15 protein-coding genes, 1 tRNA gene and 1 other RNA gene are annotated in these 14,477 nt (G+C 65.9%); 10 read left to right on the top strand and 7 right to left on the bottom strand.

The genetic code is table 11. The annotated features are described in order from the left end of the window. Positions 1-37: 37 nt before the first annotated feature. Positions 38-132: signal recognition particle sRNA small type (gene ffs / locus DR039_RS06705), an RNA gene on the bottom strand. A 216-nt stretch (positions 133-348) separates the two neighbouring features. On the opposite strand from ffs, the gene DR039_RS06710 reads away from it, so the two are divergent. The 3 genes from DR039_RS06710 (at position 349) to DR039_RS06720 (ending at position 1,826) form a co-directional block, all read left to right on the top strand. Continuing rightward, a tRNA-Ser gene (locus tag DR039_RS06710) sits at positions 349-436 on the top strand. Between the two features lie 152 nt (positions 437-588). Continuing rightward, complete coding sequence (locus DR039_RS06715; protein WP_111836629.1) at positions 589-882, top strand: hypothetical protein; 294 nt, start codon at positions 589-591, stop codon at positions 880-882. Continuing rightward, positions 879-1,826 (top strand): zeta toxin family protein, encoded by a 948-nt coding sequence (locus DR039_RS06720; RefSeq protein WP_111836630.1) that lies wholly within the window; start codon positions 879-881, stop codon positions 1,824-1,826. Before DR039_RS06715 ends, DR039_RS06720 begins: the two co-directional genes overlap by 4 nt. Positions 1,827-1,915: 89 nt before the next feature. Here the strand turns inward: DR039_RS06720 and DR039_RS06725 are convergent, their stop codons facing one another. Then, positions 1,916-2,653: a polysaccharide deacetylase family protein gene (locus DR039_RS06725; protein ID WP_111836631.1), complete on the bottom strand. Its 738-nt coding sequence runs from the start codon at positions 2,651-2,653 to the stop codon at positions 1,916-1,918. Next, on the bottom strand, positions 2,650-3,765 hold the full coding sequence (locus DR039_RS06730; RefSeq protein ID WP_111836632.1) for a glycosyltransferase family 2 protein: 1,116 nt from the start codon (positions 3,763-3,765) through the stop codon (positions 2,650-2,652). Before DR039_RS06730 ends, DR039_RS06725 begins: the two co-directional genes overlap by 4 nt. A 159-nt stretch (positions 3,766-3,924) precedes the next feature. Here DR039_RS06730 and DR039_RS06735 point away from each other — a divergent pair, with 159 nt between their 5' ends. Beyond that, positions 3,925-4,320 (top strand): hypothetical protein, encoded by a 396-nt coding sequence (locus DR039_RS06735; protein ID WP_111836633.1) that lies wholly within the window; start codon positions 3,925-3,927, stop codon positions 4,318-4,320. A gap of 145 nt (positions 4,321-4,465) precedes the next feature. After that, entirely contained in the window at positions 4,466-5,077 is a 612-nt protein-coding gene (locus DR039_RS06740) for a LytR C-terminal domain-containing protein (RefSeq protein WP_111836634.1), read from the top strand. Positions 5,078-5,116: 39 nt separating this feature from the next. Here the strand turns inward: DR039_RS06740 and DR039_RS06745 are convergent, their stop codons facing one another. Continuing rightward, complete coding sequence (locus DR039_RS06745; RefSeq protein ID WP_111836685.1) at positions 5,117-5,494, bottom strand: hypothetical protein; 378 nt, start codon at positions 5,492-5,494, stop codon at positions 5,117-5,119. Positions 5,495-5,699: 205 nt separating this feature from the next. After that, a complete protein-coding gene (locus DR039_RS06750; RefSeq protein ID WP_172458369.1) occupies positions 5,700-7,115 on the bottom strand; it encodes a uracil-xanthine permease family protein in 1,416 nt (471 codons plus the stop codon). Between the two features lie 342 nt (positions 7,116-7,457). Here DR039_RS06750 and DR039_RS06755 point away from each other — a divergent pair, with 342 nt between their 5' ends. The 3 genes from DR039_RS06755 to DR039_RS06765 all read left to right on the top strand — a co-directional run bounded on the left by DR039_RS06755 (position 7,458) and on the right by DR039_RS06765 (position 9,507). After that, a complete protein-coding gene (locus tag DR039_RS06755) occupies positions 7,458-7,793 on the top strand; it encodes a DUF4190 domain-containing protein (RefSeq protein ID WP_111836635.1) in 336 nt (111 codons plus the stop codon). 89 nt (positions 7,794-7,882) lie between these two features. Beyond that, on the top strand, positions 7,883-8,620 hold the full coding sequence (locus DR039_RS06760) for a glutamine amidotransferase-related protein (RefSeq protein WP_111836636.1): 738 nt from the start codon (positions 7,883-7,885) through the stop codon (positions 8,618-8,620). Positions 8,621-8,718: 98 nt separating this feature from the next. After that, the gene (locus DR039_RS06765; RefSeq protein WP_111836687.1) at positions 8,719-9,507 is read left to right on the top strand and encodes a Sir2 family NAD-dependent protein deacetylase; all 789 of its coding nucleotides are present in this window, start codon (positions 8,719-8,721) and stop codon (positions 9,505-9,507) included. On the opposite strand, the gene DR039_RS06770 is transcribed toward DR039_RS06765, so the two are convergent. Continuing rightward, complete coding sequence (locus tag DR039_RS06770) at positions 9,493-10,329, bottom strand: nucleoside phosphorylase-I family protein (RefSeq protein ID WP_111836637.1); 837 nt, start codon at positions 10,327-10,329, stop codon at positions 9,493-9,495. The two genes, DR039_RS06765 and DR039_RS06770, sit on opposite strands and share 15 nt — an antisense overlap. Before the next feature lie 266 nt (positions 10,330-10,595). Beyond that, on the bottom strand, positions 10,596-10,784 hold the full coding sequence (locus DR039_RS06775; protein ID WP_111836638.1) for a helix-turn-helix transcriptional regulator: 189 nt from the start codon (positions 10,782-10,784) through the stop codon (positions 10,596-10,598). Positions 10,785-10,926: 142 nt separating this feature from the next. Here DR039_RS06775 and DR039_RS06780 point away from each other — a divergent pair, with 142 nt between their 5' ends. Together DR039_RS06780 and hrpB are read left to right on the top strand one after the other, a co-directional pair. Continuing rightward, a complete protein-coding gene (locus tag DR039_RS06780; RefSeq protein ID WP_111836639.1) occupies positions 10,927-11,355 on the top strand; it encodes a hypothetical protein in 429 nt (142 codons plus the stop codon). A gap of 57 nt (positions 11,356-11,412) precedes the next feature. After that, positions 11,413-14,313 carry an ATP-dependent helicase HrpB gene (gene hrpB / locus DR039_RS06785; RefSeq protein WP_229116861.1) on the top strand — a complete coding sequence of 967 codons (2,901 nt, stop codon included), beginning with the start codon at positions 11,413-11,415 and terminating at the stop codon, positions 14,311-14,313. Positions 14,314-14,477 lie beyond the last annotated feature (164 nt).

Genomic DNA, 14,477 nt, shown 5'->3' on the forward strand with positions numbered 1-14,477 from the left:
GCAGGACGTCGTCAGCAGGTAGGAACCGGGGTGGGTAGATGAGGACCCCCCGTGCACCCGCCAGAGCCCGCTTACCCTTGCTACCTTCCGGTCCTGGGGGATTCACTGGATGACGCCGCACGAGGGGCCGGGGGTGAGTGTACCTGACCTAGGGCACGGTGGTCACCGTCGTCGGCTTGCACGGGGAACTGGGCTGGGTTGTGGTCTCCGACTGTCCCGTGGGTTGCTTGGCTAGGTCTTGCTGGGCTGCGTGACCGATGCCACCTGGGCAAAGTGGCCGCAGCAGGGGCCCTTCAGATATATTCGCGTTTCGTTGCACGTGCCCGTTTGCGGGAGCGTGGAGCGCCTGGAGGATTCGCCTAGTGGCCTATGGCGCACGCTTGGAAAGCGTGTTGGGTGCAAGCCCTCGGGGGTTCGAATCCCCCATCCTCCGCCACAAACACCCCGGAGCCCCAGCGGCTTTCCGGGGTTTTGTTTTGCCTAGCCTGGACTACCACCCGATGGCGCATTGCGGACCTAGGTACCTAAAGAGCCTGCTGTTGAGTTAGCATCGTTAGCGTCATAGCGTCGTATGGAAAGAGCGCGATCATGGCAAACATCGATACGAAGGATTGGTCGAACACAGATCTGAACGTCTTGTACGACATTTTCTTTGAGACCGGCACGCGGCTCGGTGGCGAGTTCGTCGCCTTGGGATATGCCGCCGAAAGCGCAGGCGACGAGGAACAGGCGCAGTTCTGGAGGGACGAGGACATGCGCATGATGCGTGAGCGCAGCGCGGTAGACTCTAGCGACCGTGAGGCGATCATCGCCCAGATGAAGGCATTCGATCGCGAGTGGCGCTACCTGCGCTATGCCCAGGGCGAGAGAGCTATTGCATGATCGACGAGGCTATCCGCGCCCGCGCATGGCGTGACACGCGCGAGAAGCTGTTCAGTTCGGCTGCCCCGTCACCTTCCCAGGTCCTGTTGTCGATTGGTGCACAACCCGGCGCAGGCAAAACCCGAGCTTTGGACTCCTCCCTGCGGCGCTTCTACCCGGGCCAGAGCTTCGTGCAGGTAATCGGCGATGATCTACGTCGACAACACCCCGCTTACGCACAGCTGTGCGCCTCCCCAGACCCAGAGTTAATGCCGCGCCAGACGGCGGAGCTTTCCGCGTGGTTGGTTGGCCAAGCACTGGAATACGCCGCCGCGCACAGCTACTCGACTGTAGTCGAGGGCACTTTACGCAGACCTGAGACGACACTGGGCACAATTCACCAATTTGCCACAGCCGGTGCGTCAACACATCTGGTCGTGCTAGGTGTGAGCCCAGCCGACTCGTGGACCGGATGTATAGACCGTTATCTAAGCGCTCTGGAGGTCGGACAGGCGGCCCGCTGGACCACACTAGAGGCGCACGACGCTGGCCTTGAGGGAACACCAGGAACTCTAAGGGCTGCCGAAAGCGACCCTGCGGTACACCACATAAGCGTTGTCGACCGGTCAGGGACCGTCCACTATGACAACACCCGCAGCCCAGACGGAGCGTGGCGGAACCCTGCGCGCGCCGTCGAGATGCTCGAAAAGCTGCGGCAGCACCCCACTGATCCGCAGGAACTAGCCGCCCGCATCGAGGCACTCGCAGAGCGTGCCGCCCGTCTAGGTGCCCCTACGTCCGTCCGTGCCGGAATCGAGCGCGCCCGTGAACTCGCACAGCACAAACCGACCGCAGTAGTGGGCACAAAAGCAGAGGTCCTGGAAGCCCTTCACAGCAAAGCACGCGCTCACACCATGGAGCCTCGCGCGAACAGCGTAGCCCGGAATAACGCCCACAGGCTCTAGAGCAGCCCCCAAGGAACCGTGGGTATCGCTGCAATGCTCCCATTGTCTTGCGATGAACAGTGGTCAGGACTGAGCCCGCCAGCACCCCATCAACGGGCAAAGCTCAGGCGTCGCACCGGCACCGCCCCAGCGGCCAGCGCCGCCCCATAAGAGCAGCCTCCTAAGCCACGAGACTCCAGTCCCGACAGCACTTCTTCCAGCAGCCGCGGCTTATCCACCCCGGTCACCGGCAAGTCCACCGCCCCGTCACTAGCGTCAGCTGCGCCGTCGTGTGCCAGCAGAATCGCCCCCGGCACAGCATCACGCATAGCCTTAGCCACCCGCTGCTCGTGACTGACATCCTTCCAATCCCACGTGGTCCCCGACCACAGCACCGGCGCCAGCCCCAAGCGCCCCGCCGCAATCCGGTTAGCTACGCTCTGCGCGCCATGCGGCGGGCGGAACCAACGCACTGGCTGCCCCAGGATTTCCTGCAGCTCATTGTGCCCCCGCTTCAGCCACTCGGTGGCCTCGGCGGCAGGCAGAGTGGTCATGCGCCGGTGGTCCAGGCCGTGCAGCGCCACCTCATGGCCCGCAGCCGCTACCTCCCGCACCAAGGACGGCGCTTTGCGGGCCCGGGTCAGCAGCATGAAGAAGGTGGCGGTCATCTGGTGCGCCGTCAACACCTCCACCAGCTGCTCGGTAACCCCAGGCAGAGGTCCGTCGTCGAAAGTCACCACTACGCGGCGCCCTCCACCGCGCACCCGCACCACCGACCCCAGGCTGGGGCCCAGGGCAGCATCCAGAGGCCTGCGCACCGCACGCTTCACCGCGGAAACAGCGCTCATTCGCTTTGCTCCTGACTTGCGGCAGCATCCTGGTTGGCAGCCTCATCTCCGACGCCGTCGGCAGGCTCGGCAGGCTCATGCCGTTTAGGCGGCTCAAGCTGCTTTTGCACGCGCGCAGGCTCCACCTTGATCCGGGGGGCGCGCACCAGGCGCTTGCCTTCGCGGGAGTACTCGTTCCAAGACAGGCCCAGCCCTGCCAGCGCCATCCCGGCACCGCGTGAGGCCGTCCGCCAACCCTTTGCATCCTTAGCTAGATCATGGGTTACGGCGCCAATCCCAGCCTTAGCCACTCCCGCAACCATGCGGGCAGCACCACCGACCACCACTTTGGCGCGTGCCCCTACCCCGGAGCGCAGATACAGGTCCATCAGCCCGGCGCTGTTGCCTTGGCTGAGCTGGCGTTGCAACACCCAGCGGCGAGTCACTCGGTTGACCGCCACCTGGTCCACCACTACGGCATTGGGTGCGAATACGATCTTGCCGCCTCGCGCCACAAGCATGCGGGTGAAAAGCGTGTCTTCACCACCGCTGAGCCCCAGGCTGCGCGCAAAACGCAGGTTACCCACCTGTTCCAGGTCCAGCAGCAGGTTGCCGCAAGCCGCCGCCGGCCGCTCCACGCCGTCTTCAAAACGACGCCGTTCAAAAAAGCCCCCAGCCAGAATCCAAGGACTGGGCTCCCCTAAGTAACGGGTGTCCACCCAGCCAGCCACCGCCGCAGGCTTAGTTTTGCGCCAACGCTTAATCATGGAGACCACCCAGCCTGAGCCGGGGCGGCCGTCGTCGTCCATGAACAGCAGGACATCGCGGCCAGCAGACTGGCACTCGTCCAGCGCACGGTTGCGGCCAGCGGAAATACCGGGAGTGGGCTCGACGACGCAGCGCACGCCGCCACGCCCCAGGGCCTCCACGGCACGGCGGCCAGAGCCTGCAGGGTCATTGTCAACCACCAGAACGTCTACCTCGCACCAGCGGGGTGCGGCGAGGGCCTGCGCCAAAAGCTGGCGCACGGTCTCGCGGATTTGCTCGGGCCGGTGGAAAGTGAGGACCGCAACGGTGGCCTTGATGCGCGGCGGCGGTTGGGTGGCCTCATCGAATTGTTCCCGGCGGTTCATAACGCAAGGCTAGCGGAGCGATGCCTCCTTGCGGTTGAGGATCGCACTCGTGACAGTTGCGGACTTGAAGCAAAGCGGATACAGCGGTTACCGGCTTGTGGCACCAGTGACGGCTTAGAGACTGCCGGTGGGGTGGCAGCTGGGCGCTAGCCTCAGGGCATGAGTGAGGCGGAAGCAGCAGTAAACAGGCCGCCGGGTCTAACAGGAGTGGAACTGGCATTGCAGGTGGGTGAGCGTTACCCCGTCAAGGAACGCCAGCACCAGCTCACCCCGCGCCTGGCCGCAGCAACTGCCGCAGCGCGCGAGGTGCTGGTGGATGTGGCCAAGCATCGAGAGACCATCACCTATGGCGAACTCAGTGAAGCGATTGGCGGAGCGGTGCTGCCCCGCCACCTGGGACCGTTGCTGTGGATGCTTGGCCACGACTGTGCTGCCCGCGATGAACCGAATCTGCCAGCGCTTGTGGTCTCTGCAGCCACCGGTGAGGTGGGCACCTCGGATACCCGTTGGGCTACCCCCGCGCGGCAAGCCTGCTGGGAATACTGGGCCAAGTAGCATCCATTCGCCAGAACGCCCGTTTGTGACCAAAACGCCCGCACTGCAGGCGAACTCGTCACAAACGGGCGTTTTCAGCACAAAGGGGCGCCCCAGTGAGCAAGGTTCCAAGTGCGTTAAGCGCCACATCCACTAACCTGTCTATGTGACCTCTGATCCCCGCACCGCTTACCGTCGTCGCCTCCAGCACCGGCAGACCACTGTCATTGGAGCCGTGCTAGTGGCTATGGCCGCGATAGCCGTCGGTGGCCTGACGGTATGGACCGGCATGGTGCCGCCACCTTATGAGCCCGGCTTCTCCACCCCGTCGCCTAAGAACGACAAGCTTGTGCGCACCTGCCCTGCCGACGGCGCCGTCACCAGCACCGTCGCCCAGATCCAGATCAACGTCTACAACGGCACGGCTCAGGCTGGCCTAGCTGGCGGTGTGGCGGACCGTTTCCGGGACGCTGGTCTAAGCGTGGCCAACACGGCTGACTGGCCCCACGGCACCTTCAACGGCGACGTGCTGATTACCGCCGGAGTTGATGGCCTAACCAACGCTTACACGATTGCCAGGGCCTTCGACACAGATGTCTATGTGGGGATTGACCCCACCATCGCTGCCGGTGAGGCAACCGTCAATGTGGTGCTGGGCAAGAACTACTCGCAGACCGTCAAGGTCAAGGAAGCCATCGCCGCGATCCCGGCCGGTGAGGCAATTCAGGCCCCGGCTGACTGCAAGCCCGCAGTCGCCACCGCCGCACCCAGTGCCTAAGGCAGAGCCCGCCCGCAGGCCAAGCACAATCGCACGAACCTAGGCGATCTGTGCGATACGTCCAGGGGTCAGGCCGACGGCGCCAGCGACGTCACGCACGGACCAACCGGCACCAAGCAGATCGTGAACTGTGGCGAGAGTGTCATCACGCAAGGCATTTTCAGCAGCGCGCAGGTCTGCACGACGATTGCCAAGCTCGATGGCACGTGCCACGGCGTCGTTGACGCCGTCACCTGCGGTCAGGCGGACGGTAACACTGACGTCGTCCGGCAGATCGGCAGCCAGGATGATGGCGTCGGCAATCTCTCGACGCAGGGCGGTTAACGTAGTGGCCCAAGTGTGAGCAGTGGGCTCCTGATCGCATTCAGCAAGCCAGGCCTCACCCTCACGGGTCACGGTCGCGGTGTAGGTGCTCATTTCAGCCATCCCTTCCCCAATGCTGGTGCCAGGTCGCGGGCGATCGCCGCAAGAGTCCCGAACCTGCGGAACAACGAGCGCCTCAGACCGTCGTGGAGCAACACCGATAAGGAACACCTTTATTTTGCGTCAGCTGGCCCCGGTCGGGACAGGCCTGCGTAACGATCAGGCTGTCAGGACCGGGGCCAGGCCGCGAAACGAGGGCTCAGGCCTCCGGCTCGACCGTCACTTTGCGATGGCGCTCGCGGTAGGAGGGGCTGTCCAGGTCAGCGCCCGCCGGGGCAGAAGCCGGGGAGACCTCTTCTAGGTTGGTGCCGCGCAGGTTAGAAATCCAGCGCATCAGGTGGTAGACGGCGATCGCCGCCACAGAGCCCAGGGCGATACCGGTGAAGGTCATCTCGCCCCAAACCAGCGTGTAGTTCGCGATGGCTACCACCATCGAGACGGCGGCGGTGTTCAGGTTCACCGGGTCAGAGAAGTCCACGCGGTTCTGCACCCAGATGCGCACCCCCAGCATGCCGATCATGCCGTACAGGATGGTGGCGGCCCCGCCCAGCACCCCGGCCGGAATAGTGGCGATAATCTGCCCGAACTTAGGCAGCATGGACAGGCCTAGAGCAGTCAGCGCGGCGATGACGTAGGCAACCGTGGAGTACACGCGGGTGGCAGCCATAACGCCGATATTCTCCGCGTAGGTGGTGGTACCAGAGCCACCGCCAGCACCAGCCAGCACCGTGGACAGGCCATCCGCGAAGAGCGCGCGGCCAGTTACGTCGTCGAGATTCTGGCCGGTCATGGCAGACACGGACTTCACGTGGCCGATATTCTCCGCCACCAACACCAGCACCACCGGCACGAACAGGCCCAGCAGCGTTACATCAAAGCTAGGGGCACGGAAGCTTGGAGCCCCCACCCAACCCGCTGAAGCAATCGCGGAGAAGTCCACCTCACCGCGCACACAAGCGGTGGCGTAACCGATCAGCACACCGATGAGAATGGCTAGGCGCCCAACGATCCCCTTGAACAGCACGGTGATCAGCAGGATGGAGATAATCGTGACTACCGCTGTGATGGGCGCGGACTTGACGTTGTTCCAGGCGGCAGGCGCCAGGTTGAAGCCGATCAGGGAGACGATCGCGCCGGTGACCACCGGGGGCATCAGCATGTCGATCCAGTGCGTGCCTGCAAAGTGCACCAAGACGCCCACCAGGGCCAAGGAAGCACCCGCAGCGATGATGCCGCCCTGCGCCAAAGAGGCTTTGGCGGCGTCGATGGGGCCTCCACCATCAGCTATATAACCGGTAACGGCGCCAATGGGGGCGATCAGGGCAAAGGAAGAGCCCAGGTAGGAGGGCAGGCGCCCCGCGGTGACCAGCAGGAAGAGGAGCGTGCCGAAGCCGGTGAAGAACAGCGTGGTGGCGGGGTCAAATCCGGTGAGAAGGGGCACCAGGAAAGTGGCGCCAAACATAGCGACCACGTGCTGCACACCAATGCCGATGGTGCGCGGCCAGGTCAAGCGCTCGTCAGGGTTAACGACCTCACCGGGGGCGATGGAGCGGCCGTCGCCGTGCAGGGTCCAGCCTTTCCAGCTGGGGCGCTCGGGGGTGGAGGAGGTTGACACAAGGTCTCCTGTCGCGGTGGGGATGGGGGTACCGCCGGGTCCCGGCTGGCTGGTAGCCAACTCCAAAACGCCGACGTCTCGCGGCAGGACCTTGAGGAGAACCTGGCAGAACCTGCCAGGCCACCAGTGTAGGCCGACTGACTTCACCGTCCGGCAACATTTGGGTCGGTGGGTCTGTGGGCAGGCGTCGCGGCCGGGAGGGGCGGGGTGGCAGGCAGGCGGGTGGCAGGCGTCCGGGCGGGGCAGCGGGAGGCGGCCAGGGGCGGCAGCAGGCGTCCGGACGGCGCCACTTCATCCGCCGGGAGGATGAGCCCAGCCTGCATCTCAAGGCATCATGAGGCTATGACGACGTCGCCCAGCGCCCCGGCCCCACAGGCTATGCCTGCGGTTGAGCCATTTCCGGGCACAGAGGACCTAGACCCGGCAGTCGTCTTCTCCGGCCCCGGTTACACTCCGCCGCCATTGCGCACAGACCCCGTATGCCTTATCGCGCTAGTGGTGACGCTCTTTTCAGCGGTGCCCTTTGTGGGGCTGCTTGCGGCGGGGCTCGGCTGGTGGGGGCTACGGCGTCTGCGCGACACTTGGGCCACCGGTGAGACTATGGCTTGGGCTGGGGTGGTTGTGGGCCTGGTTTCCTCCGTGATTTGGGCCTGGGGCTTAGCGCTTGTAAAGCTCTAGGGCCCGCGAGCACCTAGCCGCCCCCCCCCCGCATCCCAAGCCCTGAAGCTCTTAGGTAGTTGTCAGCCCTATTCCGTAAGGTCAGTGATATGAAGCCTTTCATCATGGTGTCCACCCGCCCCGAGCAGGAGGCGGCGGAGGCGGAGTTTGAGTCCTTCTTAAGCCAAGGCGGACTGGCTCGTGAGGAACTCCAGCATGTGCAGATCGCCGAGTTGGACATCCTGGCCTCTTTGCACCCTGAGGATGTCTCCGGCGTCATTATTGGCGGCAGTCCCTATGACGCTTCCACCCCGAATGGCTCTAAAACCCGCACCCAGCTGCGCGTGGAGGAGGAGGTCCGCGAGATCTTGGCGCAGGGGCTGAAGGACAGTGTTCCGGTGCTGGCCACGGGTTTTGGTCTGGAGGTGCTGGCCACCTACTTGGGTACCTCTATGAGTCCGCTATTTGGTGAGCATTTCGGCACAACTGAGCTTTTCCTGACCGAGGCGGGCCGGGAGGACCCGCTGCTGGCGGGCCTGCCCCAGACTTTTACGGTGCTGGTGGGCCACCACGAGGGCGCCGTCGATGTTCCTGCGCACGCCACCTTATTGGCTTCCTCCCCGGACTGCCCTGTGCAGATGATCCGGGTGGGCCGCGGAGTCTATGGCACTCAGTTCAATCCTGAATTGGATGGCCAGCTTTTTGCACAGCGCGCCTCCGTGTACACCGACGCTGGCTACGGCACCCCTGATTTGGTCGACGATGTGCTTGAGCTGGCCCGTTCCAGCACTGAGCACCTGTCCGGGCGCATTATCCGCAACTTCGTTGAGCATTTCGCCCGCGACTAAGGCTGCCCGCTGTGAACGAGGCCCCGAGGGAGACGACGCCGTCGCCTAGCACCCAGGAATCTGAGGTGACTGCGGCCGCCCAAGCTTTGGCGGCGCTTATGGCTGGCGCTCGCACTCTGGCGGTCACGGGTGCAGGCATCTCTACCGACGCCGGTATCCCCGATTATCGGGGCCTTGGGACCACCCCGGTTTCCCCGGTGGATTACAGCCAATTCGTTTCTGACCCCCTGTGGTACCGGTGGGTTTGGGCGCGCAATCACGCCACTTGGCGCCTGTTGGAGTCGCTCAGCCCGACGCCGGGACATGCGGCCTTGGCTCGTCTGGAAGAGGCGGGCTTGGTGACGGGTGTGGCCACGCAGAACGTGGACCGCTTGCACTCGCGCGCGGGTCAGGCAACAGTCTGGGAGCTGCACGGCGCTTACGACCGGGTGGTCTGCCTGGAGTGTGCGGCCGTAACCAGCCGCTCCGCCTTAGATAAGCGTCTGTACGCTGCCAACCCGCATTACCCGCGTGAAAGCGACCCTCGCCGCGTGGAGATCACCCCGGAGGCGAACCGCACTGCCGCCACCGCCTGCGACTTCCAAGTGGTCTACTGTCAGGACTGCGGCGGTCCCCTTAAGCCTGACATTGTGTTTTTTGGGGAGGGCTTGCCTCCGGCCATGGATCTGGCGATGGAGGCTGCGGGGAACTGCGATGTGGTGCTGGTGGCGGGCACTAGCCTGACGGTGCTCACGGGTTTGTGGATTGTGCGCCAGGCGGTGGCCAAGGGAGCGCGGCTCGCCGTCGTGAATCGTGGCGCCACGGCAGTGGATGGGGCGGCTGACCTGCGCGTGGAGGGCGGTACCAGCCAGGTGTTGGCGGCGACGGCGGAGCTACTTCTGGGCTGAGGCCTGCGGTTCTTTGAGGCAGGCCATCATGGCCTCAATGGCAGCTAAAACCAGAACGGTCGGTTCGGCGACGGCGTCGGAGCGCTCGGGGCGGGTATTGGCCCGCTTACCACGGGAGGCGCCACTGCTGCTAACTTGCGAGTCCACAATTGCGAGCCCAGCCACCCGCGCTCCGCGGGAGCACAAGAGCATGGCCTCGGCTACGGAGTCGGTTACGGCGGCATCTGCCCCCAGGCTGGAGAGCATGCGCGCTTCCAGGGGAGTGGGCAGAGTGGGGCCCGGCACCAGGGCCACACCGGTGGGCGCACCCATGCCCTTGATTCCCGAGATGGCTTTGAGGCAGCCCTCGTCCCAGCCGGTGCGCACGCGCCCCTTGGAGGTGAAGAAGGGGGAACCGGTGAGGTTTACATGGTCGGCCACGGGCAGCACTTCACCGATGCGCGGGTCTCCTAGGGAGGTGGCGCGGCCGACCAGCAGGGCACCGCGCACGCGTGCGGAGGCGGCCAGTCGGGCTAGGGCGAGGATGCGGTGGGAGGACTTGCCTTCAAAGATGGCGCTGCGGCCGCGGGCCACCAGGATGCCCATGCCGTCGCGCTCGTAGCTGCGCAGGTCGTCAGCCTGGCCGCGTACTCCGGGCACAGCCACACCCGGTAGGAAGGAGAGGCGGGCGCGGGTTAGGGGCCGACCCCATTCGGCGTCGAGCTCGGTGAGGAAGGCGGGCTCAGCCACCACCAGCAGGTCGTGGCTGGCGCGTCCGGTGGCCAGAAGGATCGAGGCCCCGTCGGGGTCATCCTCCCAGACGGTCCGGGGCTGCGCCGTCATCTCTGCTCACCTTTCAGATCAGTCCATCCGCCGGTGTTTGGGCGACTCCAGCGGTCAGGCACTTGGGTGCGGCGTGGTGCACCCGGGCTTGGGACATATTTGTCTGATCTGAGCCTAACGCCTACTTGCCGTTGTTATGGTAACGCGCCCATGAGGTAACAATCTTGTTTGGCTGCTGTCTGTCGATCAGCACCAGAGCTACGGCCTTGAAGTTGCGTCGACGGCGGTTCTGGTGCGCAGAGGTGGGCATTGTGCGCGAGGCTGATTCAGGCCTGGAAGATCTCCTCTACTGTCCGATCGAAGTAACGGGCGATAGCGATGGCTAGAGGTAGGGAGGGGTCATACCGGCCCTTCTCGATGGAGTTAATGGACTGGCGCGACACCCCCAGGGCCTCACCCAGCTGAGCTTGGGTGAGGCCTCTGGCTTCGCGAAGCTCACGAACGGAGTTGTCCATCAGACCGCCTTCAAATGGTTGAGATAACCGAGATCAGGATTCCCTGCTATGTCTAGTGTGCTTGACATAGGCCGCCATGTCAAGCTTCCTTACCAATCTGGCTCTCGCACTCAGGGAGCAGCCCAGCACTTAGGCTCGGATCATGCCGACGCTAACCGCCTACCTCGCGCACGCCCCTATCGACGTCGTCCTACCTCTGGTGCAGGGCGTCTTCACTGACGCCGGCTGGCGCCTCAGCACCACCTCCACCCCCGACGCCACCCAACTCACCGCGGAGCGCGGTAGCCGCACCAAAACCTTTCTGCTGGCGGGCGCCGCAGGCGAAGACTTCCATCTGCGCCAAGAGCTGACCCTCACCTCCCAGGCCGAGGCCACCTCAGACCTGTCCCTGCTCGGCTCGGCCGCGTCAAGCAGCACCGCCACCCGCATCGACTACCCCACCGCTGGCGCCCGCGCCATCAACTGCGGCGGCGTCTACGGCGCAGACCAGGAGATGCGTGCCCACGACGACCTCGCCGAACAGATCGTCACCGCCCTGCGGCAGGCTGGGATCGACGTCGGGCACCTGTAAGCGCCGAAACTGCCGGAGCACCATGGCGGCAGGCGGTGCGGCAGGCAAGATGAGCTGGTGAGCCATCCCGACGCCGTCGCCCGCCTGCTTGCCGCTCCCCCAGACCTCCCGGTCGTGGCCGCCCTGCCACGACTGCGCGCGTTGCTGTCGGCACACGCGGACGATCCAGGAGCCGCGAGCGCCCCTCCTCCAGGGGCTGGCGCCGCCGTAGTGGTGACGGCACCACCGGGTACCGGCAAGACCACGCTGGTCCCGCCCTTGGTGGCAGACGTGCTGCGGGAGCGGACGGCACCGGCCTTGCCCGCGGCTTCAACCCCGCCAGCTGTACCAATAACTCGGCCCGATACACCCGCAGTGGCCCTGCCGCCCGCAACCACGCCACCGCTTGGAGGGAAGGTGCTGGTCACCCAGCCACGGCGGATCGCCGCCCGCGCTGCCGCTAGACGCCTGGCGGCACTGCTAGGTGAGCCGGTCGGCCAGACGGTTGGTTATGCCGTGCGCGGTGAGCGGCGGGCGGGCCCGGCCACGCGCATTGAGGTGGTGACGGCGGGTTTGCTGCTGCGGCGTCTGCAGGCTGATCCGGCCCTGGAGGGCGTAGGGGCGGTGGTGTTGGATGAGGTCCACGAACGTTCTCTGGATTCGGACCTGCTGCTGGCCTTGCTGCTAGATGCCCGCGCCGCCCTGCGCGAGGACCTGCTGCTGGTGGCTATGTCCGCCACCTTAGACGCCGAAAAGCTGTGCATCCTGTTGAGCGACGGCACTGCCCCGGCGCCCTTAGTGGAGGCATCGGCGCGGGCATATCCGGTGGCTGAGCACTGGTGTCCACCCCCGGCTAGGGTGCCCCGGCTGGGGCCGCGCGGGGTACCGCGTGAGTTCCTGGCCCATGTGACGGCCATGGTGCTGCGGGCACTGGCGGAGTCCGGGTCCGCTGTGGGCGGTGGCGACGTGTTGGTGTTCCTGCCTGGTGTACGGGAGGTGGAGGCGGTAGTCGCCGCCCTGCGCGCGGCGCTGCCGGAGCGCCCGGGCGCAGACCTGGTGGAGGTGCTGCCTTTGCACGGGCGCCTGAACTCCAAGCAGCAGGACGCCGCCCTGGCAGCAAGTAGCCCGGGGCGGCGGCGCGTCGTCGTCGCCACCAATGTGGCTGAGTCTTCGCTGACCGTGCCGGGGGTGCGAGTGGTGGTGGATTCGACGCTGGCGCGCGAACCACGCCTGGATGTGGCGCGCGACATCAGCGGTCTAGTGACAGTGGGGGTGTCACGGGCGGCGGGCATGCAGCGTGCCGGGCGGGCGGGGCGCGAGAGGCCGGGCATAGTGTTCCGCTGCTGCTCGCAGGTGGACTGGGCGCAGGCTGCGCTAGCGCCTACGCCGGAGATTCTGTCCGCAGATCTGACGCGCACGGCCTTGGAATTGGCCGCCTGGGGTACGCCCAGCGCTGCGGGCCTGGCGTGGCTTGACGCGCCCCCGGCGGCGGCATTCGCAGCAGCCCAGGAGACGCTGCGGAGCCTGGGGCTTTGTGGCGACGACGGCGCTGTGACGCCACTGGGCCGGGCGGTCGCGGCGGTCCCGGCCCCGGTGCGTGAGGCGCGGGCTTTGCTGGCTGCTTGGCCAAGGTTGGGGGTGCGGCGCGCAGCCGAGGCGACGGCGCTGCTGACCGGTGATCTGCGTGCCCCCGGCGGTAACCTGACCGCTTTGGCGCGGCAGGTACATGCTGGCGGGCCTGCTTCGGGCACTTGGCGGGCGGAGGTCGAACGCTTGCAGCAGGCCGTGCGTGCGGCGGACTACGGCGTCGATCAATTGGCGACTGCGGCAGATGACGCGGGGGCAGGCTGTGCAGAAGAAGCTGGAGTGGCAGCAAACGGTCTTGCGGCCAGCAGCACAGATGCACTGCCTGGCGCAGCCTCGGGGACGCTGGCGGAGGCCGTCGCACTGGTGGCCGGGCTGGCGCACCCGGAATGGGTGGCGTGGCGGCGTGGGGAAGCGCCGCGCGCGGGCGAGGAGGCGCACTACCTGACGGTGGCGGGCGTGGGCGTGCGGCTGCCTGCGGGGGCGCCTTTGTCGGGGTCGCGCTGGTTAGCGGTGGCTGAATTGGAGCGGGCGCCGGGTGGGGCTGGCCGGAGTGCGGATGCGCTGGTGCGGGCGGCGGCGCCTTTGGGGGAGGCTGAGGCCTTGCATTTGGCGGCGCCGTGGCTGGTTACGGAGGAGCGGGCGCTGTGGGAGGAGGGGCGGCTGCGCGCTGAGCGGGTGCGGCGGCTCGGCGCGATCACGCTGGACTCGGCGCCGTCGGGAGCATTGGAGCCTGCGGTGGTGGCGGCTGCCGTGGTGAGTGCTTGCGAGGCGGAGGCGGCAGCTGGGCGGGAGGCTTTGGGGCTGCTGCCTTGGGACCAGGAGGCGCGTAACTTGCGGGCGCGCTTGGCTCTGCTGCACCGGACGCTGGGGGAACCCTGGCCTGAGGTTGACGATGCCGCCCTTTTGACGCGGGCCAACGAGTGGCTGATACCTGCGGTGACTGCGCTGGCGGAAGCTAGGGGTGGGAGGCGCTTTGACTTGAGGCGGCTAGAGGTGGCGGCAGCGCTGCAGGCTTTACTGCCGTGGCCTGCGGCGGCGAACTTGGAGCAGCTGGCGCCCGAGCGGCTGGAGGTGCCTTCAGGTTCAGCGGTACGGCTGGATTATGTGGGCGAGCAGGGCGAAGTGTTGGAGCGGCCGGTGCTGGCGGTGCGGGTGCAGGAGTGTTTTGGTTGGGCGGCGACGCCGTCGGTGGTGGATGGGCGCGTGCCGGTGCTGTTGCACTTGTTGTCCCCGGCGCGGCGGCCTGTGGCGGTGACCGATGACCTGCGGTCCTTCTGGGAAGGGCCCTACCGGCAGGTACGCGCAGAACTACGGGGCCGCTACCCCAAGCACTCTTGGCCGGAAGATCCCTGGACAGCCCCGGCCCTGCGCGGCACCAAAAAGCGAGGTTGAACCTTGAAAGCTGCGAACCGCAAAACAGCGATTGCTAAGCGGTTCTGGTGCCAGTAATTACGAGCTTCTGGTACTGCGAGCCTGAGGGTAGCAGGACTTGCTGGCAGTCATAGACCGTTGCCGTCGGAGCTTTCATCCGCGATAGTCGTGGCGGTCTCTAAAGG

Origin of the sequence: Actinomyces bovis (genome assembly GCF_900444995.1) — a bacterium.
In the GTDB taxonomy this organism is placed as follows: Bacteria; Actinomycetota; Actinomycetes; order Actinomycetales; family Actinomycetaceae; genus Actinomyces; species Actinomyces bovis.

What these genes read in the sequence shown, in the direction of transcription:
- DR039_RS06715 (WP_111836629.1), top strand. Translation starts at nt 589, where the DNA reads ATGGCAAACATCGATACGAAGGATTGGTCGAACACAGATCTGAACGTC.
- DR039_RS06720 (WP_111836630.1), top strand. Translation starts at nt 879, where the DNA reads ATGATCGACGAGGCTATCCGCGCCCGCGCATGGCGTGACACGCGCGAG.
- DR039_RS06725 (WP_111836631.1), bottom strand. Translation starts at nt 2,653, where the DNA reads ATGAGCGCTGTTTCCGCGGTGAAGCGTGCGGTGCGCAGGCCTCTGGAT.
- DR039_RS06730 (WP_111836632.1), bottom strand. Translation starts at nt 3,765, where the DNA reads ATGAACCGCCGGGAACAATTCGATGAGGCCACCCAACCGCCGCCGCGC.
- DR039_RS06735 (WP_111836633.1), top strand. Translation starts at nt 3,925, where the DNA reads ATGAGTGAGGCGGAAGCAGCAGTAAACAGGCCGCCGGGTCTAACAGGA.
- DR039_RS06745 (WP_111836685.1), bottom strand. Translation starts at nt 5,494, where the DNA reads ATGAGCACCTACACCGCGACCGTGACCCGTGAGGGTGAGGCCTGGCTT.
- DR039_RS06755 (WP_111836635.1), top strand. Translation starts at nt 7,458, where the DNA reads ATGACGACGTCGCCCAGCGCCCCGGCCCCACAGGCTATGCCTGCGGTT.
- DR039_RS06760 (WP_111836636.1), top strand. Translation starts at nt 7,883, where the DNA reads ATGAAGCCTTTCATCATGGTGTCCACCCGCCCCGAGCAGGAGGCGGCG.
- DR039_RS06765 (WP_111836687.1), top strand. Translation starts at nt 8,719, where the DNA reads ATGGCTGGCGCTCGCACTCTGGCGGTCACGGGTGCAGGCATCTCTACC.
- DR039_RS06770 (WP_111836637.1), bottom strand. Translation starts at nt 10,329, where the DNA reads ATGACGGCGCAGCCCCGGACCGTCTGGGAGGATGACCCCGACGGGGCC.
- DR039_RS06775 (WP_111836638.1), bottom strand. Translation starts at nt 10,784, where the DNA reads ATGGACAACTCCGTTCGTGAGCTTCGCGAAGCCAGAGGCCTCACCCAA.
- DR039_RS06780 (WP_111836639.1), top strand. Translation starts at nt 10,927, where the DNA reads ATGCCGACGCTAACCGCCTACCTCGCGCACGCCCCTATCGACGTCGTC.